Raw genomic sequence first — 25,446 nt, forward strand, 5'->3', positions numbered from 1 at the left:
CCCGTGACCGCAGATGCTGGGCAAGACCAAAGCATTTCTGGGGCTGGGCGCCGTGCTGGCGCTGGCCCTGGGCGGGGGCCTGTGGTGGGCCTCCTCCCACGGCGACGACGGGCAGGCCACCAGCCTTGCCTCGAGCGCGCCGATGTCCCCTCAGTCCCTGGCAGGTTCGCTGCCGCCGTCGCCTGACGGGATTGCGCTGGCGCCGGCCCATGCCGCGGCCGTGCGCGAGCCCAGCGCCCCGGGCGCCTGGGGTGGACCACGCCAGGGCAGCGAGCCCACGCTGTCCGACCGGGTGGTGAGCTACCAGATCGAGGCCAGGCTCGACCCCGACAAGCACACGGTCGACGGCCGCCAGAAGCTGACCTGGCGCAACCGCTCGGACCGCCCCGTGCAGTCGGTCTATCTGCACCTGTACCTCAATGCCTTCGAGGGTGAGGGCAGCACCTTCATGACCGAGCGCCGGCAGGGCTTTGCCTTCCGCAGTGCGGTGGACGTGGAGGACGACGACTGGGGCTACACCGAGCTGCGCAAGGTGCAGCAGGGCGGCCAAGCCGTGCCCTGGCGCTTCGTGCAGCCCGACGGCGGCCCGGCCACCGACCACACCGTCGTGCGGCTGGACCTGCCCCAGGCCGTGGGCCCCGGCGCCAGCACCACGCTGGACATCGACTTCTTCGACCAGCTGCCCCGCGTGCTGGCGCGCACCGGCTACTTCGGCAGCTTCCACCTGGTGGGCCAGTGGTTCCCGAAGATCGCGGTGCTGGAGCTGCCGGGCGAGCGCGGCGCGAAGGAAGTTCGCTGGAACGCCCACGAGTTCCACCTGCATAGCGAGTTCTACGCCGACTACGGCCTGTACGACGTCAAGATCGACGTGCCCCAGGACGTGACCGTGGGTGCCGTAGGCGAGCTGCAGGGCGAGCCGTTGGTGCAGGGCGGGCGCAAGACCTACCACTTCGTGCAGGGCGACGTGCACGACTTCGCCTGGACGGCCGACCGCCGCTTTGCCAAGCCGCTGACCGCGCAATGGACCGGGCCGGGCAGTCCGCCGGTGACGGTGACCGTGCTCTATCCGCCCGAATACCAGGCCAACGCCCAACCGGTGCTGCAGGCCACGCTGGACGCGCTGACCTACTTCTCGCAGACGCTGGGGCCCTATCCCTACCGCACCGTGACGGCGGTGGTCCCGCCCTTCAATGCCGAGGAGGCCGGGGGCATGGAGTACCCCACCTTCTTCACAGCCAGCAGCTACGCCCATGCGGAGCCGGGCACCTGGAATGCCTATGACCTGGACTTCGTGACGATCCACGAATTCGGCCACGGCTACTTCTACGGCCTGCTGGGCTCCAACGAGTTCGAGGAGCCCATGCTGGACGAGGGCCTCAACGAGTACTGGGACCTGCGCATGATCCGCGACCGCGGCCAGAAGATCCCGCTCACCACCCAGCGCCTGCGCGCCCTGGGCTGGGCGCCGGAGATCGGCGTCTTCGACATGGAGCGCATGTTCAGCGTGATGGGGCGTGCCACCGATGCCATCGGCGCCAACTCCTGGGACCGCTACAGCAGCGAGGGCTACGGCAGCGTCTACGGCCGCACCGCCACCGTGATGCGTGACCTGGAGGCCACGCTGGGCAAGCCCGTGATCGAGAAGGCCTTCAAGGTCTATTACGCGCGCTGGAAGTACCGCCACCCGGCCATCGGTGACTTGCAGGCCGTGCTGTCCGAGGTGTCGGGCCGGCCCGACGTGGTCAACCGCCTCTTCGAGCAGCAGGTCTATGCGGTGCGCAAGCTCGACGACCGGATCGATTCGCTGACCAGCGAGGAGGTGCTGCCCGACGCCGGCTGGCGCCAGGTGGACGGGCGCTGGACGCTGCGCCGCAGCGAGGACGTGGACCGCGAGGTGCAAGCGCAGCGCGCCGCCTGGGCCAAGGCCCACCCGAAGGCCAAGGCCGGCGAGGGGCCCTTCCCCTGGAAGACCACGGTGATGCTGCGCCGCGACGGCGTGGCCGTGCCGCAGACGGTGAAGGTGCGCTTTGCCGATGGCAGCGTCGAGAAGGTCACCTGGAACGGCGAGCTGCCCTGGCAGCGCCTGAGCTGGATCCGGCCCAGCCAAGCCGTCTCGGTGGAGATCGACCCGGAAGGCCGCAACCGCCTGGACACCAAGCTGCTTGACAACAGCTGGCGCTTGGAGGCCGATGGCCGCGCCGCCCGCCGCTGGGCCCATGAGATCACGGGTCTGGCCCAAACCCTCTTTGCCTTGGTGAGCACGCTGTGACCGTGTCCTTGACCCTCCACATCGCGGGCGATCTGCCCGCCGTGCCCCGCATGGGCTGGTTCGGCCAGATGGGCCGTGCGCTGCGCCGGATGGCCCAGTGGCGTTTGCTGCTGGCCTGGTGGCTGGTGCTCACGGTGCCTGCCGTCGTGGTGGGGCTGCCGGTCTGGCAGGCCCTGTCCCGGCAACTGGACCATTCGCTGCTGGCGCCGGCCCTGGCGCGCGGCATCGACCCCTCGCTGCTGGCCGAGGCCCTGGGCCAGGTCTTCCTGGCGCCCAGCCTGGTGCCGGTGCCGGTGCTGGGCGCCTTCGGTGTCGTCTGGGCCCTGCTGTTCACCCCCTGGCTGACCGCCATGGCCGGTGTGGCGGCCCGCCAGCCCGCGCCCTTGCGCTGGAATGAGCTGCTGCGCGCCGGCCTGGCCGACTACGGCCGCATGGGCCGCGCGCTGGTCTGGGGACTGGTGCTGCTGGTGTTGGCCATGGCGGTGGGCAATGGGCTCACCCACCTGGCCGAGCGTCGGGGCGAGCACATGGTGCTGGAGTCTGACGCCCTGTTCTGGGAGCGGCTGGCCCAGGGCCTGACCTGGCTGTTGGCCCTGCTGGCCCTGGCCAGCGCAGAAGCGGGCCGGGCCCTGCTGGTGCTGGAGCCGCGCCGCCGCTCGGCCGTGCTGGCCTGGTGGCGAGGCCTGCGCAGCCTGTTGCGCGACCGGGCCCGGGTGCTGGGCCTCTTCCTGGGCCTGAGCCTGTTGGCGGCCCTGGGCCTGACCCTGTGCACCGGCCTGCGCTGGCGTCTGGCCGGCAGCCTGCCCACCGGCGGCCTGGCCCTGGCCTGGCTGCTGGGCCAGCTGGGGCTGCTGCTGCTGGTGTGGGTGCGCTGCGCGCGCCTGTGCGCGGTGGTGGACGCGGGGAGGATGGCCGGGCGCCCGCAGGCCTGAGCGACAGCTTGCCGGGGGAGCCGGCGTCTCTGCACTCTCGGCTCCGGCTCAGCCCAGGGCCGTGACCCGGTTTCGCCCGGCCTGCTTGGCCGCGTACATCGCGCTGTCGGCCCGCCGGATCAGCGCGTCCAGGGTGCCCGTGCCCGAGGTGGCCGTCGCCACGCCGATCGAGGCGGTAACCTCGATGCGCTGGCCGCCTTCGATGGCCGGCCGCAGGGCCTGCACCGCCTGTCGAAGCGCCTCGGCCAGCGGCAGCGCGCCGGCGGCGCCCGTGTCGGGCAGCAGCGCGGCGAACTCCTCGCCGCCGATGCGGCCCAGGAGGTCGCTGCGGCGCAGCCGGGCCCGCAGCAGTTCGGCCACGGCCCGCAGCACCTCGTCGCCGGCCGCATGGCCGTGGTGGTCGTTGATCGACTTGAAGTGGTCCAGGTCGATGAACAGCACGGCATAGTCCAGGCCGCTGCGCTGCATGGAGGCGGCGCAAGCCTCGCTCTGCACCCGGAAGGCCCGTGCGTTGAGCAGCCCGGTGAGGGGGTCGAGGCTGGCCAGGTGTTCCAGCTCGCGGCTGGCGGCCTGCATGCGGCGGTGGAAGGACAGGGCCCGGGCCACCAGCACATGCAGGGTGAGGGCCAGCGCCAGCAGGGCCGTGGAGCCGGTGGCCACGGCATGGGTCGAGTAGGGTGCACCGCTGAGGCTGGCCAGGGTCCAGATGCAGACCAGGGACAGCGCGCTGATGGCCCAGCCCGCGCGCAGCCCCAGCATGATGAACACCCCGGGCAGGTTGATGTAGTACCAGAGCAGGCGCAGCTCATCGTCCGGGACGAACACCATGGCCGAGGCGAATTCCAGCAGGCACAGCGCCTCGAAGATCCAGGCCAGCGTCTGGGTCCGCTGTGGGCAAAGGCGCAGCACCCACCACAGCAGCAGCGCCACCACCACGAAGGCTTCCATCACCCTCAGGTGGGTGGGGGCGATCACGTTATGGCCGCTGTGGCTGCCCAGCGCCAGCAGGGCATTCGCGCTGGCGCCGGCCAGCATCAGCGCCACCAGGAAGCGGAACTTGAATGCCAGCAGCTCGTCGCCCAGATGGGCCTGCCGGGCGCCGAAGATGAGCCGGGTCAGCAGGGGGCGGGGCTTCGGGGGCAGGCCCTCGGTCTCAGCCATGCGGGAAGGGGAAGGCTTCACGGCGACCAGTGTGCCCCCGGACCGGGGGTCAGCGCAGCAGGAACTTGCCGGCCATGAACAGACCCGTGGCGATGACGAAGGCGCGCACCCAGCTGGCAGGCAGGCGCCGGGTGAGCGCCGCCCCCAGGTAGCCACCCACGATGGCGGCCACCGCCATGCCCAGGGCCTCGGGCCAATGCACCTGGCCGGCCCAGGCGAAGGTGAGCACCGACACGCTGGACAGCACCAGCGAGTTGAGGTTCTTCAGCGCATTGGCCTCGCGCAGGTCACTCACCCCGGTGGCCTGGTACAGCGCCAGCAGCAGGATGCCCAGGCCGCCGTTGAAATAGCCCCCGTAAATGGACACCGCCGCCAGACCGACAGCCCTGCGCCAGGCTGCGCCCGGGCCGGGGGGCGCGTCGGCGCGCTGCTTGAGCCGGCGGATCAGCCAGGGGCCGGCTGCGAACACCGCCGTGGCGAACAGCAGCAGCCAGGGCACCACCGCGACAAAGAGGTGCGCCGGCGTCACCAGCAGCAGGCCGGCTCCGGCCAGGCCCCCCAGCGCGCAGATGCCGCTGTCCTTCCACAGCAGGCCTGCCGGCATGCGGGCCAGCTCGGCCCGGAAGCCCAGGGTGCTGCCCAGGTAGCCCGGGCTGACCGCCACCGTGCTGGTGGCGTTGGCCGCGATGGGGGGCAGACCGGCCTGGAACAGGGCTGGCAGGGTCAGGAAGCTGCCGCCGCCAGCCAGCGCATTGAGGGCGCCGGCCCCGAGGGCGGCGGACAGGAGCAGGAACCAGGTGTCAGACATCGCGGCGCATGTTGCCAGGGCGCGCCATTGTGGGCCACCGGGGCAGATCCCGGTTCAAGGCCGGCGGCCGACGTCGGCATGCGGTCCCCTCCTACACGGCGACGGCCGGTTCGGCGATGGCCGGCGGGGCCGGGCTGGCAGAGACTGGAGGCTCATCAATTCAAGGAGACCCCCCATGAACACGAACCGCCCCCTTCGTCTGTCCCTGGCCGCAGCCCTGGTGGCCACCGCCACCGCCATCACCGTGCTGCCGGGCTGCGCCGTCACCCGCGGGCAGTCCACCGTGGGCGAGTACATCGACGATGCCTCCGTCACCACCGCCGTGAAGGCGAAGTTCGTGGAGTCGAAGGCGGTCGATGCCGTGGCCATCAATGTGGAGACGCTCAATGGCACGGTGATGCTTTCCGGCTTTGCCAAGAGTCTGAACGAGAAGGCCGAGGCCGAGCGTCTGGCCTGGAGCGTCAAGGGCGTGAAGGCGGTGCGCAACGAGCTGGCCGTGCGACCGTGACCGGTCCGGCCGGAGGGTCCGCTCCGGCGTTGCTAGCCGACCTCCGGCGGTGCTGTCTGTAGGAGAGGTCCGACACGCGCCGCCGAACTTCGGGAGTGCCGCCGACGACCGCCCCGGCCGATAATTTCCCCAACGGTCGGCTCTGGCCGATCCGGTCCCTTCCCTCAGACCATGACCGCGACTTCCTCCCTCTCCAACCTCTGTCAGTCCCAGCGGGCCTTGCGTTTCTTCCTGGTGGAAGACAGCGAGGTGATCCGCCAGAACCTGACAGCGACGCTGGAGGAGATGCTGGGCATGCAGGTGGTGGGCTGGGCCGCCAGCGAGACCGACGCGCTGGCCTGGCTGGGGCAGCCGCATGAAGGCTGCGATCTGATGATCATCGACATCTTCCTGGCCCACGGCACGGGCCTGGAGGTGCTGCGCCGGGCCCGCGAGGCCGCCCCCGGCACCCGTCTGGTGGTGCTGAGCAACTACGCCACTCCCGAGATGCGCCGGCGCTGCCTGGCCCTGGGGGCCGATCGGGTGTTCGACAAGTCGGCCGAACTCGACGAGCTGATCGCCTACTGCGAGACACTGTCCGACACCGCACGTCCCTGACGACCGTCCACCTTCGCCGGAGCCCACCTTGAAAGACACCTTGCAGCAGTGGGGCTGGCGCATGAGACGCAGCGTCATCGTCCTGCCGATCGTGCTGCTGGTGGCCGTCGCCATGCTCGGCTTCAACGAACTGTCCTACCGCCAGGCGCGGACTCAGATGGACGATCTGGTGCTGTCCGGCCGGATCCGCCAGGAGTTGCTGTCGCTGCTGCAGCGGCTCACCGATGCGGAATCCGGCCAGCGGGGTTTCGTGCTGACGGGCCGTCCCGAGTACCTGGAGCCCTATCGCAATGCCAGCGTGGACGTGCGGGCCTCCCTCCAGGCCCTGCAGGGCCTCTATCTGGAGGACACCGACGAGGCGGGCCGCCAGCGCCTGAGCGGCCTGCGCGAGAACGTGGAGGGCAAGCTCAGCGAGATGGCGCTGGTGGTGTCCAAGGTGCAGGCGGGCCAGACCGAGGCCGTCACCGGCCTGGTGGATCTGGGCGTGGGCCTGGACAAGATGACCGCCATCCGCAGCATGGTCTCGGCGATGGCCGGCGAGCAGGCGGCCCGCATCGCCCGCAGCCGGGAAGGGGTGTTCAACACTTTGATGATCAACCGCGTCGGCGTGGCCGCCCTGACGGTGCTCAGCGTGCTGGTGCTGGTGAAGTTCCTGCGGCAGGAACGCGCACTTCAATGGGAACGGCAGCGACAGGCCCAGCGCCTGCTGGACGAGCGCAATCAGCTGGAACGGGAGGTGAACCGTCGCACCGCCGAACTGACGGAGCTGGCCCGCCACCTGCAGACCGCCCGCGAGGACGAGCGGGCCCGCTTGGCGCGGGAACTGCACGACGAGCTGGGCGCCCTGCTGACGGCGGCCAAGCTGGACGTTGCCCGTCTCAAGCCCAAGCTGGGCGGTGCACCCGATGCCCTGGAGCGCCTGGGGCACCTGACGGCCACGCTCAACAGCGGCATCGCGCTCAAGCGCCGCATCATCGAGGATCTGCGCCCGTCCACCCTGAGCAATCTGGGGCTGCTGCCAGCCCTGGAAGTGCTGTGCGACGAGTTCTCCAAACGGGCCGGTCTGCCGGTGCATTGCACGCTGGCGCCGGTGAAGCTGGTGCCCAGCGCCGAGCTCACCGTGTTTCGCATGGTGCAGGAGGCTCTGACCAACACCGCCAAGTACGCCCATGCGAAGAACGTGTGGGTGCGTCTGGAGCTGGTGGGGCAGGAGGCCTGCGTGGAGGTGCGCGACGATGGCCGGGGTTTCCAGGCCGACGGCCCGCGCGCGGGCCATCACGGCCTGCTGGGCATGCACTACCGGGTGGAATCCGAACAAGGGCGCCTGGAGGTGCTGTCCCATCCGGGGCAGGGCACCACGCTGCGGGCCCGCCTGCCGATGCGGGAGGCTGCCGTGGCGCCGGCCGTGGACCCGATCCCGACGGCGGGGGAGCCTGCGGCGCCAGCACCTGATGCGCCGGCCGCGACCGGCAGCCATCCTTCCACCGAGGGATAGGCGCAGCTCGGGCCACCTTCCTGGCCTGGCTCTTGCTGAAGTGCTTCGGAGGTCGCAGCCGGACTGGGCTGCGGCGCGTGAACCAATTGCGCTGAAGGGAGTCCCATCCGAGGCGTGGGTGACCGGTCCGGGCGAACCGAACCGGTCCCGGGGGCGTGAGCACCGCAATCACAGGGGGAACCATGATGGATGACGACAAGGATGCCTGGCTGGACGAGGTGAAACAGTGGGTGTTCGGCAATCAGCTGCCGGCACACATGCGTTCTGCGCCCGCGCAGGACGCTGTCCCCGTGCCCGTGGTTGCACCGGCGGTGCCCGAGCGGGGCGAAGCCGCGGTCCGCAGCGCCTGAGGCGGTAGCGTCACAGGGCTGGGCTGGGTGCTTCCGGCTTGAAAGCCTTTGTGTCCGGCCTGTCAGTCCAGTCCGACACGCCGACGCGCCGCGGACCGATGGCCGGCTGACGGTGAGCCTCCTAAATTGGTGCCATGCCCCCTGTGTGGCACCGATCAAGAAAGGAGCACCCCATGTCCAACCCGAGGCTTGTTTGGGCCACCTGCGAGCTGTCTGTTCTGGCCCTGGCCCTGGGGGCAGCGGTGATGAGCTTTTCCCGGCCCGCGCCCGCCACGCCGCCCCTGCAGCAGGTACGTGTGCCCATGATGCGAGCGCCGGGCCCGATGCCGTTGCAGCCGACCGAAGGACCGCTGGAGCTGCGCACCCTGGTGCTGCACCCGGACGTCGAGGAGAGCTTCCCCGCCCGCGGCTGCGAGGCACAGGGCCTGCCCAACGACGAGAACGATTGCGATGTGCCGCCGCTGATGACCTGAGGCGGCGACATCCGCTCCCCTGATTCCGCAAGGAGGCTCCATGACACAGACACCGCAAAGAACCCGGTCCTGGGCATGGCTGGGGGTGCTGGCCTTCTATCTGGGCGTCTGCGGGCTGGCCGTGGCCTTGGCCGGCTTCCAGCCTCGAACCGCCGGGGCCATCGAGGAGCATGCCCAGCAGATCGCCCAGGCGGCCGAGCCGCCCTGGGAGACGACGCTGCCGGAGCCGCCCACTCCCGCCGCACATTGAGTGCGGGTGGTTGTGCGGGCGCTGACGCTCACTGGATGAGGCCGTTCTTCATCGCGTAGTAGGTGAGGTCGCTGTTGGAGGAGAGCTTGAGCTTCTCCATCACCCGGGTGCGGTAGGTGCTCACCGTCTTGACGCTCAGGGCCATGCTGTCGGCCATCGCGCTGATGGTTTCGCCCTTGGCCAGGCGCAGAAAGACCTGGAACTCCCGCTCGGAGAGCTGCTCATGGGGCGGGCGATCCCCGGCGCCGTTGAGGTTGTCGGCCAGCAGCTCGGCCACCGCCGGGGTGATGTAGCGCCGCCCCAGGTGCACCGTGCGGATCGCCTTGGCAATCTCCTCCGGGTCGCATTCCTTGTTCAGGTAGCCGGCCGCGCCCTGGCGCAGCAGGGTGGTGGCGTAGTGGGTTTCCGGAAAGCCGCTGAGGATCAGCACCGGCAACTCCGGCGCGCGGGCCTTGATGGCGGCCAGTGCGTCCACCCCGCTCTGGTCGGGCATGGACAGGTCCATCAGCATCACGTCCACCTCACCCTGGCGCACCAGGTCCAGGGCCTCGCGGCCGTTGGCGGCTTCACCCGTCACCCGCAGGTCCACTTCCTCGGACAGGAACTGGCGCAGGCCGGTGCGGACAATGGCGTGGTCATCGACGATGGCGACTCGGATCATGGTCTTCTCCTCGACGGCATTGTCGGCGCGGGTGGCCGGCCCGTCTGTCGGCCCAATCCTACGACCTTGGCTCAGACCGTGCGCAAGGCAGGGCCGGTGTCGCGGGCGCTCACCCAGCGGCGGTAGCGGCTGGCCTGGCGCCAGGCCTCCCATTGGGACCCCAGCAGGGCCCACAGCGGTGACACCCCAGGCCGGGTGGGCCGCGCGCTGGCCAGCCGCTGCAACTGGTGCTTGACCGCGGCCATGTGCGCGGTGGCCGCCAGCGGCTTGTTGGACCAGGTGATGGGGCGGAGCTGGGGCGCCGGGTCCCGGCCCTGCGCCCATTGGCGGGGCAGGTCCGGGGCGATCGCCAGTGCGGTGGCGATGCCGACCATCGCCATGTCGCTGTCCAGAACCTGCTGGGCTACCGCGCGCCGCCGGATGCCACCCGTGACCATCAGCGGCAGCGTGGCCGCCTGCGCGATCTCCCGCGCGAACGACAGGAAATAGGCTTCCCGGGCCAGGGTGCGCTCGTCGCGGGCCGATCCCAGCATGGCCGGGGCCTCGTAGCTGCCACCGGACAGCTCCACCAGATCCACGCCCAGCGGCGCCAGCAGGGCCACGACCGCGCGGGCGTCTTCCGGCGAGAAACCGCCGCGCTGGAAGTCGGCCGAGTTGAGCTTGACCGCGACGGCAAAGCCCGGTGCCACGCTGGCGCGCACGCCGCGCACGATGTCCAGCAGCAGGCGGGCGCGGTTGGGCAGGCTGCCGCCCCAGCGGTCCTGTCGCCGGTTGCTCAGCGGCGAGAGGAACTGGCTCAGCAGATAGCCGTGGGCGGCGTGGATCTCCACCCCGCTGAAGCCGGCCCGCTCGGCCAGCCGCGCGGTGGCCACGAAGCGGCGCTGCACGTCCAGGATGTCGGCCTCGTCCATCTCGCGCGGCATGGCGAACAGGCCGGACTGCCGGCCCAGGTCCAGCGCCACGGCGGAGGGCGCCAGCGTGGGCTGGCCCAGGGCCGCGGGCATCTGGCGGCCGGGGTGATTGATCTGCATCCACAGGGCAGCGCCCTGCGCACGGCCGGTGCGCGCCCAGGCCTCGAAGCGGTCCAGGTGGCGCTCGTCCTCCAGCACCACGCCGCCGGCGCCCGTCATGGCCCGGGCGTCCACCATCACATTGCCGGTGATGATCAGGCCGGCACCGCCCTCGGCCCAGGCCTGGTAGAGCCGCAGCAGGTCTGCCGAGGGGGCGTGGTCCGCATCGGCCATGTTCTCCTCCATGGCGGCCTTGGCGATGCGGTTGGGGATGCGGCTGCCATTGGGCAGGATCAGGGGCTGGAACAGCGACATGGCGGTGGTTGCGGGCCAGGCCCGGGAAAGGTGATGGGCTGCACCTTAACCTTGAAGTCAAGTTCAATGTCAAACTGCAGGGACATGCGCACGACGGCACGCACGGAGCACCCATGAACATCGGCGAACTGGCCCGGCGCACCGGTCTGGCGACCTCGCGCATACGCTTCTACGAACGCGTCGGCCTGCTCAAGCAGGTCGAGCGCCAGGCCAACGGCTACCGCAGCTACCCGGAGGATGCCGTGCTGGTGCTGCAGTTGATCACCGCGGCGCAGCGCGCCGGCTTCAGCCTGGACGAGTTGCGCGCCGTGCTGCCGGACGGGCAGTTGAACTGGGCCCACGAAACCCTGCTGGACACCCTGCGCCGCAAGGTGGCGGACATCGAGGCCCTGCAGGCCCAGCTGGTGCAGAGCAAGGCTCATCTGCTGGCGCTGGTGGCGCAGATCGAGACCAAGCCCGAGGGCATGGATTGCGCCAGCAATGCCCGCCGGCTGATGGCGGACATGACACCGGTGCCGGCCCGGCCCCGAGCCGCGACCGTCGTGAGTCACCGCAAGCGCAAGCCTGCATCCGCTTGAAGATGTCGGCGCAGCCCTCCAGGCCGTGCAGTCGCCGGTGAGAGATGTGCCCTGTGGTGAGCCGCGGGACGCTCAGACCCCGGGCATGGGCAGGAAATCCGGCAAGGCCTTGACCCGCTGGATCCAGGCCCGGATCTGCGGCCAGGGTTCCAGGTCGACCCCACCCTCAGGCGCCAGCGCCACATAGGGGAAGACCGCGCAATCGGCGATGGTGGGCTGCGCGGCGGCCAGCCAGGCGTGCTGGCTCAGATGGGCTTCCAGCAGCGGCAGGATGCGCGCACTGCGGCGCAGGGTGTCGGCCTTGTCGATCGCATAGCCGAACTTGTCGACCAGGCGGGCGGAGGCCGGACCGTTCTGCACCTCGTTGGCGGCGGTCGAGAGCCACTGCACCACGGCCGCCAGGCCGGCCGCATCCCGCGGCAGCCACTGCGGCGCGGCGTACTTCTGCGCCAGATAGACCAGGATGGCCTGGGAGTCCCGCAGCACCACCTCGCCGTCCACCAGGATGGGCAGCTCGCCCCAGGGATTCAGGTCGATCAGCGGCGAGCGCTTGTGCTCACCGGCCAGAAAGTCCACCGGCACGATCTCCAGCGGCACATGGGCCAGGGCGGCGAACAGGCGAACCTTGTAGCAGTTGCCGGACAGGACGAGGTCATAGAGCTTCATGCATGTCTCCTGATGCAGTGGGGGTGGAAAAAGGGGCGAAAGAGGGGACGTGAGGGGGCTCACAGGTCGGCGGGCAGGGCCAGGCCGTGGGCCAGCAGCTCCGCCTCGCTCCAGCGGCGGGTGATGTGCTGGCTGCAGTTCCAGTCGAAGGCCGCGACCTGCATCACCATCACCCGCTCTGCGCCGGGCGCGCGCGCCAGCGGCTGCAGCCCGGGCAGCAGGGCGATCGGCACATCGGCGGGCAGCTCGCCTGCGCTCACCGCGGGCGCCTCGAGCACCCGCATGCGGCCCAGGATCTTGAGCCGTCGGCGCGCGGCCGTGTCCAGCAGCAGCAGCGCGGCGCGGTCGTTGTCCTGCAGATTGCCCACGCTGACGAACTGGCGGTTGCCGCCCAGGTCCGCGAAGGCGAGCGTGGTTTCGTCCAGCACGCACAGAAAGCCCGGCGGGCCGCCGCGGTGCTGCACATGGGGCCAGCCCTGTGCATTGACGGTGGCGAGGAAGGCGGTGTCGCGTGCGGCGATGAAGCTGGCCTCGCGCAGGCCCAGCCGGGGGCTGGGGTCGCCGGCGCCGGGCGAGAGTTCCTCGCCGTGGCGGCGGCGCTGCTCGGCGCGCACGGTGGCGGTGTAGGTCAGGTTGGCGAAATGGCGTGACATGGGCCCATGCTGACCCGGGGGCGCCGAGAAATGAAGAACCCAGGACGCACTGGATTGATGCGATTGCCGGTTTAATCCGGGCATGGACAAGTTCAAGGCCATGGAGACCTTCGTGCGCATCGTCGAGGCCGGCAGCCTGTCCGGGGCGGCCGGGCGCCTGGGCACCTCGCTGGCGGCGGTGGTGCGCAGCCTGGCGGCCCTGGAACGCAGCCTGGGCGTGCGCCTGCTCAACCGCACCACGCGCCGCATTGCGCTGACCGAGGAGGGGCGGGAGTACCTGGAGCGCTGCCGCCGCATCCTGGCCGAGGTGGAGGAGGCGGATGCCGCCCTCAGCGACCGGCGCCTGCGGCCCAGCGGCCGTCTGGCCATCACCGCGCCGGTGATGTTCGGGCGCCTGCATGTGGCCCCGGTGCTGACCGAGTTTCTGGTGGCCCATCCGGAGATGCGGGCCGATCTGCTGCTGGTCGACCGGGTGATGGACCTGCTGGAGGAGGGGCTGGACCTGGCGGTGCGCATCGGCGCCCTGCCGGATTCCTCGCTGGTGGCCAAGCCGGTGGGCAGTTGCCGCCGCGTGCTGTGTGCCAGCCCGGACTTCGTGGCGGCCCACCGCGAGCAGCTGCGCCAGCCCGATGGCGCGCAGCCGCTCAAGGCGGTGCACTTTGCCGGGCTGGACAGCGGGCACGAATGGACGTTTGCGCGCGGGGGCCCGCCGGTGCGCATCCCGCTGGCGGAGGTCTTCTCGACCAACCACGTCGATGCCGCGCTGGAGGCCTGCCGCAAGGGCCTGGGCTGCGGCCGCTTTCTGAGCTACCAGGTGCGCGACGACCTGGCCGCCGGTCGCCTGCTGCGGCTGTGGCCTGAATGGGAGCCCGAGGCCGTGCCGGTGCAGCTGGTGTTCCCGCATTCGCGCCTGCTGTCGGTGCGGGTGCGGGCCTTTGTGGACTGGGCCGAACCGCGGCTGACGGCCCGGCTCGGTGACGAGTCGATTCAGGCGGGCGTGGGCTCGCTGTCCACCCCGAAGGTGTGACGCAGGTAGCGCAGGAAGCGGGCGTCCTCGCACACCGTCTTGCCTTCGGCGTCCGACAGCTTGGCCGTGGGCAGGCCGTTGCAGCTCAGCAGTTTCATCACGATGTTGAGCGCACCGTGCGGGCTGTCGTTGGTCAGCGCGGTGCCGATGCCGAAGCCCACCACCTGGTCGTCGCGCCAGCACAGGGCCTCGTAGATGTCCAGGGCCGTGGTGTCCAGCCGCAGGCCGTCGGAGAAGACCTTGCGCTTGGTGCGCGGGTCGATGCCCAGGCGCCGGTAGTGCGCGTCCACCTCGGCCGCCCAGGCCAGCGGGTCGCCGCTGTCGTGGCGCAGGCCGTCGAAGAGCTTGGCGAAGTAGAGGTCGAAGTCGCGCAGAAAGGCCGGCGTGGTGACCACGTCCGTCAGGGCGATGCCCAGGTCGCCGCGGTACTCGCGCACCCAGGCCTCCAGCGCAGCCACCAGGGACTGGCGCAGCTGCACCCCGGGCATGGCCTGGAAGGTCTGCAGCCACTCGTGGGCCATGGTGCCGATGGGTGTCAGGCCCAACTGGCGGGCCAGGTGCAGGTTGGACGTGCCCTTGAACTGCTCGGGCAGGCGCTCGCCCAGGGTCTGCAGCACCTCCTGTTGCCAGGCCGCGCTGTAACGCCGCCGCAGGCCGAAATCGAACAGCGAGAAGGGGTGGCGGGGCGGCTGCGGTGAGCGGGCCATGGCCGCCAGCCGTTCCTGGGCCCGGTCGATCATGGCGTGCAGGCGGCGGCGCATCTCAGGCACGGTGTCGGGCGTGCTCAGCGGGCGCTGGTAGAGCGCCTGCACGATGGGCAGCACATAGAGCTCGAAGGGCATCACGTGCAGCTGCGGGCCCTCGGCCTCGATCACCAGCCGCTCGCCTTCGGTGCGCACCTGGATGAAATCGCGGTTGAGCTGGAAGAGGCGCAGGAACTCGATGTAGTCCGGCTTCATGAAGCGCAAGGCGCGCACGAAGGCCAGCTCCTCGGGGGTGAAGCGCAGGGTGCACAGGGCGTCCAGCTCGGCGTTCACCTCATCGGCCAGCTGCGCCAGCGGAAAGGCCGGGGCGTTGCGACAGGCGAAGACATAGCGGGCCGTGTTGGCGGGCATCTGGTGCAGCATGGCCTGCTGCATCGTGAGCTTGTAGAGGTCGGTCTCCAGCAGGGACTGGACAAGGGCAGGCATGCGGCCATGCTATCCGAGCGCACCCTCGCGCCCGGCACGCGGCGTTAGCATCCCGGCACCCACACGGGGTGTTCCGGAGGAGATCCACCATGCCCACCAAGAATGTGGTGATCGGCCAGCGCAGCCTGACCCTGGACGCGCGGCCCGACCGCCTGGACCTGCGCGACCGCGCCTTCCAGCCGCAGTTGGGCAGCCTGCCTGCGGCCTGGCCCGGCGACGAGGACGTGGCCCGGCTGCTGCCGACCTATGCCGCCCAGGGCCTGGTGCTGGACCAGGGACAGGACGGGGCCTGCACCGGTTTCGGCCTGGCCGCCGTCATCAACTACCTGCTGTTCCTGCGCAATGTGGGCGCGGACGCCGCCGAGCGCCGGCAGGTGAGCCCCGCCATGCTCTACCAGCTGGCCCGCCTGTACGACGAATGGCCGGGTGAAGACTACGAGGGCTCGAGCTGCCGCGGGGCGCTCAAGGGCTGGCAGCGCCACGGCGTGTGTGCCAGTGCGCTGTGGCCCTATGCCGTGAACAAGAAGGGCCAGCGCCTGCCGGTGACACCCGCCGAGGACCCGACGCAGCCCGACGATCCCGATCGCAACTGGGACGTGGACGCCCTGCGCACCACGCTGGGCGTGTACTACCGGGTGGACGTGCGCTCGGTGGTGGACATGCAGGCCGCCATCCGTCAGGTCGGCGCGCTGTACGTGTCGGGCACGGTGCACGAGGGATGGGCCGTGCCCACCGGCAAGCGTCTGCGCGGGCATGCCGATCTGGTGGCCATCCAGGCCGTGGCCCAGCCCAAGGACCCGGGCGGCCACGCCTTCGCCCTGGTGGGCTACAACGAGCGCGGTTTCGTGGTGCAGAACTCCTGGGGGCCGGGCTGGGGCTCCAAGGGCTTTGCCCTGCTGCCCTATGCCGACTGGGTGAACCATGGCAGCGATGCGTGGGTCTTCACGCTGGGCGTGCCGGCACAGCTGGCCCAGGCCACGGCCCCACGCGGCCGCGGCAAGAGCCCGGCCGCGGTGGCACGTTCACCGCGCTTCCTGCTGCCATCGCCTTCGGCTGGCGACCGGGCGGGCACCGAGCGGCCCGCCGGCCTGGTGGGCGCCGAGGATGCGCTGGCGCGCCGCTACCGCGACCTGCGCGATGCGGCCTGCCGGCCACTGGACCCCGACTCGGCCTACCGCCACACCGTGGTGCTGGACCGCGGTTTTGCCGTGCGCAACGACATCACGGCCGAGGATGCCGCCGCCGCCCTGGAGGCCGCAGTGCTGCACCGGCCCCTGGCCGCGCTGCCCGCGCAAGGCCCGGCCAAGCTGCTGATCTATGCCCACGGGGGCCTCAACAGCGAGGCCGACGCCATCCGCCGCATCCGGGTGATGGCGCCCTACATGCTGGCCCAGGGCATCTACCCGCTGTTCATCACCTGGCGCTCCGGCCCGCTGGAGACCCTGGGGGACCTGGTGGAGGAGCAGGCCGCCCGCCATGGCCTGGGGCAGATCGAGAACGCGCCGGCCCGGGGCTGGCTGGACCGCCTGACCCAGGTCAGCGACCGCATGCTGGAGCCCGCCTTGCGCGGCCCCGGTGGGGCGATGTGGAGTCAGATGAAGCTCAACGCCCAGCGGGCCAGCGAGCATGCCCAGGGCGGCGTGCGCCAGATGGTGGCGCAGCTGCGCCGGCTGCAGAAGGCGCGCCCGGAGCTGGAGATCCACCTGATGGGCCACTCGGCCGGCGCCATCCTGCTGGGGGCCATGCTGCCGCTGCTGCAGTCCGCCCGCCTGACGGCGGCCAGCCTGCGTCTGTTCGCCCCCGCCTGCACGGTGCGCTTCGCGCTGGACCACCTGCGCCCCGCGCTGCAGAAGAAGGTGCTGGCGCCTGAGCGCCTGAGCCTGCATGTGCTGTCCGATGCCAACGAACAGGACGACAGCGTGGGGCCCTACCGCAAGTCCCTGCTCTACCTGGTGAGCCGAGCCTTCGAGGACGTGCACAAGATGCCGCTGCTGGGCATGGCCCGGGCCTTCGACCCGGCCAGCGCACAGCCCCGCGCTGCCGATGATCTCTGGGCGGCCGACCGCCTGGCCGAGCTGCGTCAGTGGCAGGCCTTCTGGGCCACCCAGGCGGCGGCGGGGGCGCGGCTGGATGTGCTCAGCGCCCGCAGCGTCTCCGACGGTCAGCGGCAGATCCGCGCCAGCCACGGCTGCTTCGACAACGCGGTGGACCTGATCGGCCAGGCCCTGGGCGCCATCGTCAACCCGGACCGACCGGCCAAGGTGAAGGTGGAACGCCTGGCCGACTGACGGCTCGGGCTCTCAGCCGCGGGCCGACTCGGGCAGGCCGAAGATCCGGTCGAAGGCCCAGGTGAAGCCCACGGCATAGAGGAAGAACAGGGCCAGCAGGCCGATCTCCGCCACCAGGGCCTGCCACAGCGGGATGTCCAGCCAGACCGCCATCAGCGGCACCAGCATCAGGCCCAGGCCGCCTTCGAAGCCGATGCCGTGCAGCAGGCGCCGCCACACGGTGCGCTGGCGCCGGGCCTGGCGCCGCTCCCAATGCTCGAAGCCGGCGTTGAAGACGTAGTTCCAGGCCAGGGCGATGGTGGACATGACCACTGCCAGCAGCAGGGAGGAGCCCGCGCCCGCATCGAAGGACAGGCCCACGATGGGGCCGGTCATGGCGACGGCGCCGGTTTCGTAGAGCACGGCCTGGAGCACGCGGCGCTGCAGTGGGGTCATGGAAGGCATGGGGCCGCGAGCATAGCAAGCCCGCGGCCTCTGTTCGCCCGCATGGGCATGGCGGTGGGTCAACCCGGTGGCCGCAGCCAGGACACCAGCAGCGGGAAGACCACCAGCAGAGCCAGGCCGAACACCAGCCGGTTGCCGGTGCGCGGGTCGAAATCCGCCAGGGCCTGGGACCAGCGGCGCCGCAGCACCCAGCGGCCCAGGGCGAGATCGAACAGCGCCATGAAGCCCGCCAGCCCCAGGCCCAACCCCAGATGGGCGACCGGGCCGTGCAGGCCGATGCCGGGCACCAGCAGCAGGCAGACCCCGAAGGCCAGCAGCGAGCCGGTGACGATGCTGAGCTTGAGCGCCCGGTCCTTGCCCAGCGCAGGGACCAGCCAGACGGTGCGGGCGATGCCGTGCAGGGTCTCCACGCCGGCCAGCACCACGCACAGGGCGAGGCTGCGCAGCAGAAGGTCCAGGCTCATGATCGGGCCGATGCGAACGATGGTCTCAGCCGATGCGGCGCGCGTAGGCCAGGAAGACCTCGTCGCGCACCCAGCCCAGGGATTCGTACAGCGCCTGGGCGGCTTGGTTGCTGCGGGCCGTCGTCAGGTCCATGCGCACCTTGCCGTCGGCCGCCGCGCGGGCTTCGGCCGCCAGCAGCAGGGCGCGGCCCACGCCGCCCTGGCGGGCACCGGGCCGCACGAACAGGTCATAGAGCACGTAGATGGGCGCGGCTTCCACCGAGCAGAAGCTGGGGTAGAGCTGGCAGAAGCCCGCCAGCGGCCCGGTGCCGGTCTCGGCCAGCAGGATGACGGATTCCTGCCGGGCCTGGCGCGCGGCGATGAAGGCGCGTGCGCCCTCGGCATCGGGGGCCTGCTTGTAGAACTGCCGGTACAGGTCGAACAACTCGGCCACTGCCGGCAGATCGGCGGGCCGGGCTTCACGGATCATCGAAGGCATGGGAGCCACGATACACAATGCGGGCCGGGATCGTCGTTCCCTTTCTCACCTCGGGCGATCTGGCGGACCTTGGCTTCAATCGACGGCCTGAACCTTGACTGTGCGGCGGCCACCGTGCTTGGCCTCGTAGAGCATCCGGTCGGCATGGGCGACGAGTTCGGGCCAGGAACTGCGCACCGCCGTGCCCACCACCCCGCCTACGCTGGCACCGATCTGCAAGCTCGGACCGCCCGGCAGGGTGAAGGGCTGGCCCAGTGCATCGACCACCGCCTGTCCGACCCGCCGGGCCTGAAGCAGGCTGGCCATGCCGGGCAGGGCGATGGCGAACTCGTCGCCCCCCAGGCGGGCCACCACGTCGGAGGGACGCACCAGCCGCACCAGGCGTCGTGCCACCTGCTGGAGCAAGGCATCGCCCACCGCGTGGCCATGGGTGTCGTTGACGGGCTTGAAATGGTCGAGGTCGACGTAGAGCACGGCGAGGTGCTCGCTCAGGTGGGCGTCGAGGTGGTTCTCCATCCGCCGCTCGAAACCGGCACGGTTGAGCAGTTGGGTGAGCGGATCGGTCATCGCCTGGAGCTCGAGCCTTGCCTGCTCCTGGCGCGCTTCCGTCACATCCTGGGCCACCACGACGAAGCCATCTCGCTCGCCTTCGGGCGTACTCAGGGGCAGGTATTCGATCGCGATGTGCCGAAGGCCGGCAGGACCTTCCTCGACGAACTCGAACAGCGCCGGCTCGCCGGCTTGGGCCCGCTCGATCATGGGTCGGCGACGTTCGAACTCGGCCTGTCCCAGCACGGCCTGGGGCGTTTGGCCCAGGATGGGCTGGGTCGGCGAGCCAATCCAGCGCGCGAAGGCATGGTTGACGAAGATGTAGCGCCCGTCCGGGCTGACCACGGCGACTCGCGAGGGGATGGCATTGGCCACGGAGCGCAGCGTGCCGGCCTGGCGCTCACGCTCGGCCTCGGCGGCCACCAGCTGCGAGATGTCGCGCAGAATCACCGAATAGCGGCTGACCGGGCCGCCGGGCTCGCGGTGGGCAATGGCCAGGTGGGACACCGGCACGACACGGCCATCGGCGCGCAGCACGGCGGAGCGGCCGTCCCAGAGCCCCTGCTGCTGCAGGGCGGGCAGGATCTCCTGCGAGAACTGCTCGCGGGTGGCCGCCGGCATCAGATCCCGGATGTCCCAGACCTCGCCCGGAGACCATGGACGGCCTAGCAAGGCCTGGGCTGCAGCAGGGTTCATGTAGCCGATGTGCAGGGCCGGGTCCGCCTGCAGCACGAAGTCCGTCGTGTGCTCGTAGATGGCCGCCACCTCTTTGCGCACCTGCTCAGCGGCCCGCCGCTCGGTGATGTCTTGCAGCGCACCAAACAGGCGCACCGGCTGCCCGTTCTCGAACTCGACTTCGCCGACCGCCCGCACCCAGATGGTCCGCCCCCGGGCAGTGACCATCTGGAGTTCCAGATCCCAGGGCTGTCCCAGCGCCAGGCCCTCACGCACGGCCGCCTCGATGTGCGGCCGTGAATCAGGGGCGTAGAAGGCCAGGGCGGTCTCCAGCGTGGGCTGGTAGTCCGGGCCGACCTCATGGATGCGGCGCGTCTGACTGGTCCAGTGAATGGTGTTGCTGCGCAGGTCCAGCTCCCAGCCCCCGATGCCCGCAACCGCTCCGGTGCGTTCCAGCAGGGCCTGGCTGTGGGCCAGTTCACGCTCGGCCTGAACATGCTCAGTCACATCGCGACCGGACGAATGCAGGAGGAAACTGCCGTCGGGGCCCGTCTGGCGCGTGTTGGTCCAGGACACCCAGCGCGCCTGCCCGTCCGGGCTGCTCATCCGATTGCTGGTGGTGGTGGTTTCGCCGGTGGCCAGGACATGCGCGATCTGCCGACGCACCGCCTCGCGGTCCGCCGGATCGACCCAGTCATACAGGCTCCGCCCCACCATGTCGCCCACGCGACATCCGAAGAAGGCCGCATACGCCGGGTTCAGGTAGATCAGGCGCCCATCCGGCGAGGCCTGGGAGACCAGTTCGCTTTGCGCGTCGAGGATGGCGGTCAGCCGGTGTTCGCTGCGGGCCAGGGCCTGTTCGGCGTCACTGCGCACCGTCAGGCATTGGCGAATGGCCCGTTCGCGCATCTCCAGCGCCTGCACCGACAGTTGCGCCAGATCGGCCAGCAATTGCTTTTGCGCAGGCAGCAGCTGCCGGGCTTGATGATCGATGACGCACAACGTGCCGACACGTTCGCCCGTTGTCATGCACAGCGGGGCCCCGGCGTAGAAGCGGATGTTCGGGGCCGCCTGCACAAGCGGGTTGTCGCGAAAACGCTCGTCTGACCAGGCGTCGGGCACCTCCATCACCGAATCGCTGCGAATGGCGTGATCGCAGAAGGCCACCTCGCGTGGTGTTTCTCGGACCGATGCCAGTCCCACGTTGGCCTTGAACCACTGCCGGCCTGCGTCGATCAGGCTGATCAGGGCGATGGGCGTGCCGCAGGCCTGCGAGGCCATCCGAGCTAGGCTGTCGAACAGCGGCTCCGGTTCGGTGTCAAGCACCATCAGGGCCCGCAGTCGCGCCAGTCGCTGTTCTTCGTCAGTCATGGGCAACTCGGGGGCAGGCACGGGGTATCGGTCGCGGCAGCTGGGACAGATTTAAGCATGACACCATGTTGCCCATCACCCAAGCGGAATTTCCGCGACATGCGCGCTGCCGGTGAAGGGACTGTGGTGTCAGTCCCACTGTCCGCGCAGCCGGGCCCGCAGGTCCAGCAAGCCGGCCGGCGGGGCGGTCGGCAGGGCGCCATCGGCGCGGGGGCTGATGCGCTCGAAGTGCTCGGCGGCCATCGCGTCCGGAATGAAGCGGCTGCGCGGACCGTAGAGGTGGCGGTCGCCGTGCCGGCCCTGCTGGGTGACGTAGAAGCGCTGCGGCACCATCAGGTCCAGGTGCTGGCGGGCGCGGGTCATGGCCACGTAGAGCAAACGGCGTTCCTCCTCGATCTCCTCGGGCGTGCCCACGCCCAGGTCGCCGGGGATGCAGCCGTCCACCACATTGAGCAGGTACACCGCCTGCCACTCCTGGCCCTTGGCCGAGTGGATGGTGGACAGGATGAGGTAGTCCTCGTCCAGCAGCGGATCGCTGGCGGTGTCGCTGCCGGCCTCGGGCGGGTCCAGCGCCAGCTCGGTCAGGAAGCGCTCGCGGCTGCGGTGGCTGCCGGCAATGGCCACCAGCTGGGCCAGATCGGCCAGGCGCGGCACCGGGTGGTCGTTCAGCCGCTCCAGGTGCGGGGCGTACCAGTCGACGATGCGTTGCAGCTCGCCGGGCCAGCCGGTGCCCGCGTCCTGGCGCAGGGCCAGCCACAGCGTGGCCAGGGCCTGCCAGTCGGTGGCCGCGGCCGCGGGCGGCACGTAGGCGCGCAGCGCGGCGGCCGGGTCGCTGGCGGCGTCCATGGCGTCCAGCAGGCGGCGGGCATGCGCCGGGCCGATGCCGGGCACCAGCAGCGCGGTGCGCAGGCCGGCCAGCCGGCAGCGCGGGTTGTCGGCCCAGCGCAGCAGGGCCAGCACGTCCTTCACATGCGAGGCTTCGAGGAACTTGAGCCCGCCGAACTTGACGAAGGGGATGCGCCGGCGGGTGAGCTCCAGCTCCAGCGTGGCGCTGTGGTGCGAGGTGCGGAACAGCACGGCCTGGCGCTTGAGCGTCATGCCCTCCTCGCGCCGGGCCAGGATCTGCTGGGCCACCCAGCGGGCCTGGGCGGCATCGTCCTCCACCGTCACCAGGCGGGGTTGGGCGGACGACGCTTTGTCGGTCCACAGCGTCTTGGCAAAGCGCTCGGGCGCCAACGCCATCACCGCGTTGGAGGCGTCCAGGATGGGCTGGGTGGAGCGGTAGTTGCGCTCCAGCGTCAGCACCCGGGCCGGTGGCGTGAAGTGGGCGGGGAAGTCCAGCATGTTGCGCACCTCGGCGGCGCGAAAGCCGTAGATGGACTGTGCGTCGTCGCCCACCACGGTCACGCCCTCACCCGTGGGCTTGAGGGCGTGCAGGATGCCGGCCTGCAGGCGGTTGGTGTCCTGGTACTCGTCGACCAGCACATGGTCGAAGCGGGCCGACTGCGCCGCGGCCAGTGTGGGCTCCTGCAGCATCAGCAGCCAGGACAGCAGCAGGTCGTCGTAGTCGAGGGCCTGCTGGTCCTGCTTGGCCGCGGCATAGGCCTTGAACAGGCGCTTGAGCTCGTCCTCCCACTCGGCGCACCAGGGAAAGGCCTGGGCCAGCACGGCCGCCAGCGGGGCCTGGCTGTTGACGCAGCGCGAGTAGATGGACAGGCAGGTGCCCTTCATCGGAAAGCGCCGCTCGGTGGCCGACAGGCCCTGTTCCTGGCGCACCCAGGCCATCAGGTCTTCGGCGTCGCCGCGGTCCAGGATGCTGAACTGCGGCGACAGGCCCAGGGCCTCGGCCGATTCGCGCAGCAGCCGGGCGCCCACGCTGTGGAAGGTGCCGGCCCAGGGCAGGGCGGGGGCAGCCTGCGTGCCCTTGAGGCCCAGGGCGCGGTGCAGCAGGTGGCCGGTGCGGCGCTGCATTTCCAGCGCGGCGCGGCGCGAGAAGGTGAGCAGCAGGATGCGCTGCGGGTCGGCGCCCTGCAGCACCAGGTGGGCCACCCGCGCGGCCAGGGTCATCGTCTTGCCCGAGCCGGCCCCGGCCACCACCAGCAGCGGGCCGCCCTGGTGGCAGGCGGCGGCGCGCTGCTCGGGGTTCAGCGTTTCCAGCGGGTCGGCAAGGGGGGCATCGGCAGGGTTCATCGAGACTGACAGCATACTGGATACAACCTCAGTACCCGAGCCGGCTTGGGGCATATTGCACAGAAGTCATTCAGGACAGCCGGAAGTGCCTATGCAACACTTTGTCGCTGCAGTGCAACCCCGCAGGATGCTACTCGGAGAAAGACACCCGCATGCCTTTCGGTTCTTTCGGCTCCGTTCCTGGCGCGCGCGATCCTTCCCGCCGTTCCCTGGTGTTGGCCGCGGCCATCGTCACCTCAACGGTGGCGGTCTTGGTGGTGGCGCTGGCGGCCGTGTCGATGTGGCAGGAGCGTCTGCGCCAGAGAGAGCGCGCCGCTGCGGCCACCCAGAACCTGGCGCGCCTGCTGGAAGGCCGCGTGGGTGATGTGCTGGGGCGGGTGGACATGTTGCTGCGTCTGGTGGTGCTGCGGGTGCAGGACCAGCCGCTGCCGGCTTCGGCCGAACTGGCCGGCGAACTGCAGGCGATGGTGAAGGCTGCGCCGGTGGTGCAGCGGCTCTACCTCACCGATGCTCACGGTCAGTTGGTCGGCGTCTGGCCAGCCCTGAAGGGGCCACCGCCCCTGCTGCCCGACGTGGACCGCCTGGACTGGCGCCGCACCGATGGCGTGCTGCAGACCGGCCCGGTGCGGCACGGCAGCGAGGGCCCCTGGGTGATGGTCTTCTCCATGCCCTGGCACAACGCGGTCGGCCGCCTGGGCGGCATGGCCCATGTGGAGTTCGCCATCCAGCAGTTCGAGCCGGTGTTCAAGGGCATCGACCTTGGCCGCACCGGCGCGGCCACGCTGCGCACCCGCGATGGGTTGGCCCTGGTGTTCCGGCGGCCCTGGCCGGGCGGCACCCAGGCTGGGGTGGGGCGCAGCGAGGTATCGGCCCAGTTGCGCCAGATGGTGCAGGCAGCACCCGAGCAGGGCGAGTACGTGGCGGTGACGGCGGTGGACGGCATCGCCCGCATCAACGCCTACCGCCTGGTGCGCGGGCACGACCTCTACCTGCTGGTTGGTCTGCCGGAGACCGACTTTCCCAAGGGCTGGAACCGGGTGGACGCCAGCGTGCTGGGTCTGGCGCTGACCGCGATCGCGGCGGCCTTCCTCACCGTGCTGACTCTGCTGCAGCGTTCACGACGGGCCATCGATCTGGCGGAGAGCCGCTGCGAGGCCATCGTCACGTCCTCGCGCGACGCGATCATCGCGACCACGCCGGACGGCCGGGTCACCAGCTGGAACCCGGCGGCCGAGCACCTGTTCGGCTACCTGGCCGAGGAGATGCTGGGCCAGCCGCTGGCCCGTCTGTTCCCGGCCGAGCGTCTGGCCGAGGAGCTGACGCTGCTGGATCGCCTGCGCCAGGGCGAGACGATCGAGCCCTTCGAGACCGAGCGTCTGCACAAGGACGGCCACCGGATTCCGGTGGCGCTCACGCTCTCGCCCGTGCGGGACGGGGAGGGACGCTTGCTGGGCACCTCGCGCATTGCGCGCGACATCACCCGCCAGAAGGCCATCGAGAAGGAGGTGCGGGACATGGCCTTCCGGGACCCGCTGACCCGCCTGCCCAACCGCCGATTGCTGATGGAGCGGCTGCACCATGCCCAGCAGCATTCCAGGCGCACCGGTGACCACGCCGCGGTGGTCTTCGTGGACCTGGACCACTTCAAGGACCTGAACGACCGCCATGGCCATGCGGTGGGCGACAGGCTGCTGACCGAGGTGGCCCAGCGGCTGCAGGCGGTGGTGCGCGAGAGCGACACCGTTGGCCGCCTGGGGGGCGACGAGTTCGTCATCATCTGCGAAGGCCTGGGCCTGGCCGAGGACGATGCCCAGCAGGCCGCACAGGCCGTGCGCGACAAGGTGCAGCGGGCCCTGGGCCAGCCCTTCGAGTGGGGCGAAGTGCGCCATGCCCATGGGGCCAGCGTCGGCATCCGCCTGTTCTGCGGCGGCCACGAGGACCTGGAGCAGCTGGTGCGCGACGCCGATGGCGACATGTACGAGGACAAGGCCCGGCGCCGCGGCAGCCGCTGCGGCGGCGGCGTGGACTGAGGCCCACGCCGCCG

Annotated in this window: 24 protein-coding genes; 12 read left to right on the forward strand and 12 right to left on the reverse strand. The window is 70.6% G+C overall.

The window, feature by feature from the left end:
- The first annotated feature begins 13 nt into the window (after nucleotides 1-13).
- Both LRM40_RS19270 and LRM40_RS19275 read left to right on the forward strand, forming a co-directional pair.
- A complete protein-coding gene (locus tag LRM40_RS19270) occupies nucleotides 14-2,269 on the forward strand; it encodes a M1 family metallopeptidase (RefSeq protein ID WP_211372950.1) in 2,256 nt (751 codons plus the stop codon).
- Between the two features lie 2 nt (nucleotides 2,270-2,271).
- The gene (locus tag LRM40_RS19275) at nucleotides 2,272-3,201 is read left to right on the forward strand and encodes a hypothetical protein (RefSeq protein ID WP_151123242.1); all 930 of its coding nucleotides are present in this window, start codon (nucleotides 2,272-2,274) and stop codon (nucleotides 3,199-3,201) included.
- Between the two features lie 48 nt (nucleotides 3,202-3,249).
- On the opposite strand, the gene LRM40_RS19280 is transcribed toward LRM40_RS19275, so the two are convergent.
- Both LRM40_RS19280 and LRM40_RS19285 read right to left on the reverse strand, forming a co-directional pair.
- Nucleotides 3,250-4,362, reverse strand: coding sequence for a GGDEF domain-containing protein (locus tag LRM40_RS19280; RefSeq protein WP_151123241.1), 1,113 nt, complete (start codon nucleotides 4,360-4,362; stop codon nucleotides 3,250-3,252).
- Nucleotides 4,363-4,411: 49 nt separating this feature from the next.
- Nucleotides 4,412-5,170, reverse strand: a complete 759-nt coding sequence (locus LRM40_RS19285; RefSeq protein ID WP_151123240.1) for a sulfite exporter TauE/SafE family protein — start codon at nucleotides 5,168-5,170, stop codon at nucleotides 4,412-4,414.
- Nucleotides 5,171-5,345: 175 nt separating this feature from the next.
- Here LRM40_RS19285 and LRM40_RS19290 point away from each other — a divergent pair, with 175 nt between their 5' ends.
- From LRM40_RS19290 to LRM40_RS19315, 6 genes are all read left to right on the forward strand, one after another.
- The gene (locus LRM40_RS19290; RefSeq protein ID WP_151123239.1) at nucleotides 5,346-5,678 is read left to right on the forward strand and encodes a BON domain-containing protein; all 333 of its coding nucleotides are present in this window, start codon (nucleotides 5,346-5,348) and stop codon (nucleotides 5,676-5,678) included.
- A gap of 171 nt (nucleotides 5,679-5,849) precedes the next feature.
- Nucleotides 5,850-6,275, forward strand: coding sequence for a response regulator (locus LRM40_RS19295; protein WP_151123238.1), 426 nt, complete (start codon nucleotides 5,850-5,852; stop codon nucleotides 6,273-6,275).
- Nucleotides 6,276-6,303: 28 nt separating this feature from the next.
- Nucleotides 6,304-7,770 carry a CHASE3 domain-containing protein gene (locus LRM40_RS19300; protein ID WP_151123237.1) on the forward strand — a complete coding sequence of 489 codons (1,467 nt, stop codon included), beginning with the start codon at nucleotides 6,304-6,306 and terminating at the stop codon, nucleotides 7,768-7,770.
- Nucleotides 7,771-7,952: 182 nt separating this feature from the next.
- Nucleotides 7,953-8,120 (forward strand): hypothetical protein, encoded by a 168-nt coding sequence (locus LRM40_RS19305; RefSeq protein ID WP_231067915.1) that lies wholly within the window; start codon nucleotides 7,953-7,955, stop codon nucleotides 8,118-8,120.
- Between the two features lie 173 nt (nucleotides 8,121-8,293).
- Nucleotides 8,294-8,593: a hypothetical protein gene (locus LRM40_RS19310; RefSeq protein ID WP_151123236.1), complete on the forward strand. Its 300-nt coding sequence runs from the start codon at nucleotides 8,294-8,296 to the stop codon at nucleotides 8,591-8,593.
- 40 nt (nucleotides 8,594-8,633) lie between these two features.
- The gene (locus tag LRM40_RS19315) at nucleotides 8,634-8,843 is read left to right on the forward strand and encodes a hypothetical protein (RefSeq protein WP_151123235.1); all 210 of its coding nucleotides are present in this window, start codon (nucleotides 8,634-8,636) and stop codon (nucleotides 8,841-8,843) included.
- A 28-nt stretch (nucleotides 8,844-8,871) separates the two neighbouring features.
- Here LRM40_RS19315 and LRM40_RS19320 read toward each other — a convergent pair whose 3' ends face one another.
- Both LRM40_RS19320 and LRM40_RS19325 read right to left on the reverse strand, forming a co-directional pair.
- Nucleotides 8,872-9,504 (reverse strand): response regulator, encoded by a 633-nt coding sequence (locus LRM40_RS19320; protein ID WP_022982110.1) that lies wholly within the window; start codon nucleotides 9,502-9,504, stop codon nucleotides 8,872-8,874.
- A gap of 71 nt (nucleotides 9,505-9,575) precedes the next feature.
- Nucleotides 9,576-10,829, reverse strand: a complete 1,254-nt coding sequence (locus LRM40_RS19325) for an NADH:flavin oxidoreductase/NADH oxidase family protein (protein WP_151123234.1) — start codon at nucleotides 10,827-10,829, stop codon at nucleotides 9,576-9,578.
- 113 nt (nucleotides 10,830-10,942) lie between these two features.
- On the opposite strand from LRM40_RS19325, the gene LRM40_RS19330 reads away from it, so the two are divergent.
- On the forward strand, nucleotides 10,943-11,407 hold the full coding sequence (locus LRM40_RS19330; protein WP_151123233.1) for a MerR family transcriptional regulator: 465 nt from the start codon (nucleotides 10,943-10,945) through the stop codon (nucleotides 11,405-11,407).
- A 72-nt stretch (nucleotides 11,408-11,479) separates the two neighbouring features.
- Here the strand turns inward: LRM40_RS19330 and LRM40_RS19335 are convergent, their stop codons facing one another.
- Together LRM40_RS19335 and LRM40_RS19340 are read right to left on the reverse strand one after the other, a co-directional pair.
- Nucleotides 11,480-12,073: a glutathione S-transferase family protein gene (locus LRM40_RS19335; protein ID WP_151123232.1), complete on the reverse strand. Its 594-nt coding sequence runs from the start codon at nucleotides 12,071-12,073 to the stop codon at nucleotides 11,480-11,482.
- 59 nt (nucleotides 12,074-12,132) lie between these two features.
- Entirely contained in the window at nucleotides 12,133-12,726 is a 594-nt protein-coding gene (locus LRM40_RS19340) for a pyridoxamine 5'-phosphate oxidase family protein (protein WP_151123231.1), read from the reverse strand.
- Nucleotides 12,727-12,808: 82 nt separating this feature from the next.
- Here LRM40_RS19340 and LRM40_RS19345 point away from each other — a divergent pair, with 82 nt between their 5' ends.
- Nucleotides 12,809-13,753 (forward strand): LysR substrate-binding domain-containing protein, encoded by a 945-nt coding sequence (locus tag LRM40_RS19345; protein WP_151123230.1) that lies wholly within the window; start codon nucleotides 12,809-12,811, stop codon nucleotides 13,751-13,753.
- Here LRM40_RS19345 and pncB read toward each other — a convergent pair.
- Nucleotides 13,714-14,943: a nicotinate phosphoribosyltransferase gene (gene pncB, locus LRM40_RS19350; RefSeq protein ID WP_151123229.1), complete on the reverse strand. Its 1,230-nt coding sequence runs from the start codon at nucleotides 14,941-14,943 to the stop codon at nucleotides 13,714-13,716. The two genes, LRM40_RS19345 and pncB, sit on opposite strands and share 40 nt — an antisense overlap.
- A gap of 89 nt (nucleotides 14,944-15,032) precedes the next feature.
- Here pncB and LRM40_RS19355 point away from each other — a divergent pair, with 89 nt between their 5' ends.
- Nucleotides 15,033-17,231, forward strand: a complete 2,199-nt coding sequence (locus tag LRM40_RS19355) for a C1 family peptidase (protein ID WP_151123228.1) — start codon at nucleotides 15,033-15,035, stop codon at nucleotides 17,229-17,231.
- A 12-nt stretch (nucleotides 17,232-17,243) separates the two neighbouring features.
- On the opposite strand, the gene LRM40_RS19360 is transcribed toward LRM40_RS19355, so the two are convergent.
- The 5 genes from LRM40_RS19360 to LRM40_RS19380 all read right to left on the reverse strand — a co-directional run bounded on the left by LRM40_RS19360 (nucleotide 17,244) and on the right by LRM40_RS19380 (nucleotide 23,414).
- Nucleotides 17,244-17,675, reverse strand: a complete 432-nt coding sequence (locus tag LRM40_RS19360) for a PACE efflux transporter (protein ID WP_310734152.1) — start codon at nucleotides 17,673-17,675, stop codon at nucleotides 17,244-17,246.
- Between the two features lie 59 nt (nucleotides 17,676-17,734).
- Complete coding sequence (locus tag LRM40_RS19365) at nucleotides 17,735-18,139, reverse strand: hypothetical protein (RefSeq protein WP_151123227.1); 405 nt, start codon at nucleotides 18,137-18,139, stop codon at nucleotides 17,735-17,737.
- 25 nt (nucleotides 18,140-18,164) lie between these two features.
- Entirely contained in the window at nucleotides 18,165-18,617 is a 453-nt protein-coding gene (locus tag LRM40_RS19370) for a GNAT family N-acetyltransferase (protein ID WP_151123226.1), read from the reverse strand.
- A gap of 75 nt (nucleotides 18,618-18,692) precedes the next feature.
- Nucleotides 18,693-21,212 (reverse strand): sensor domain-containing diguanylate cyclase, encoded by a 2,520-nt coding sequence (locus tag LRM40_RS19375; protein ID WP_151123225.1) that lies wholly within the window; start codon nucleotides 21,210-21,212, stop codon nucleotides 18,693-18,695.
- A gap of 129 nt (nucleotides 21,213-21,341) precedes the next feature.
- The gene (locus tag LRM40_RS19380; protein WP_151123262.1) at nucleotides 21,342-23,414 is read right to left on the reverse strand and encodes an ATP-dependent helicase; all 2,073 of its coding nucleotides are present in this window, start codon (nucleotides 23,412-23,414) and stop codon (nucleotides 21,342-21,344) included.
- Nucleotides 23,415-23,554: 140 nt separating this feature from the next.
- Here LRM40_RS19380 and LRM40_RS19385 point away from each other — a divergent pair, with 140 nt between their 5' ends.
- On the forward strand, nucleotides 23,555-25,432 hold the full coding sequence (locus LRM40_RS19385; RefSeq protein WP_151123224.1) for a diguanylate cyclase domain-containing protein: 1,878 nt from the start codon (nucleotides 23,555-23,557) through the stop codon (nucleotides 25,430-25,432).
- Nucleotides 25,433-25,446: the final 14 nt, after the last annotated feature.

Origin of the sequence: Ideonella dechloratans, from assembly GCF_021049305.1 — a bacterium.
Lineage (GTDB): Bacteria > Pseudomonadota > Gammaproteobacteria > Burkholderiales > Burkholderiaceae_C > Ideonella > Ideonella dechloratans.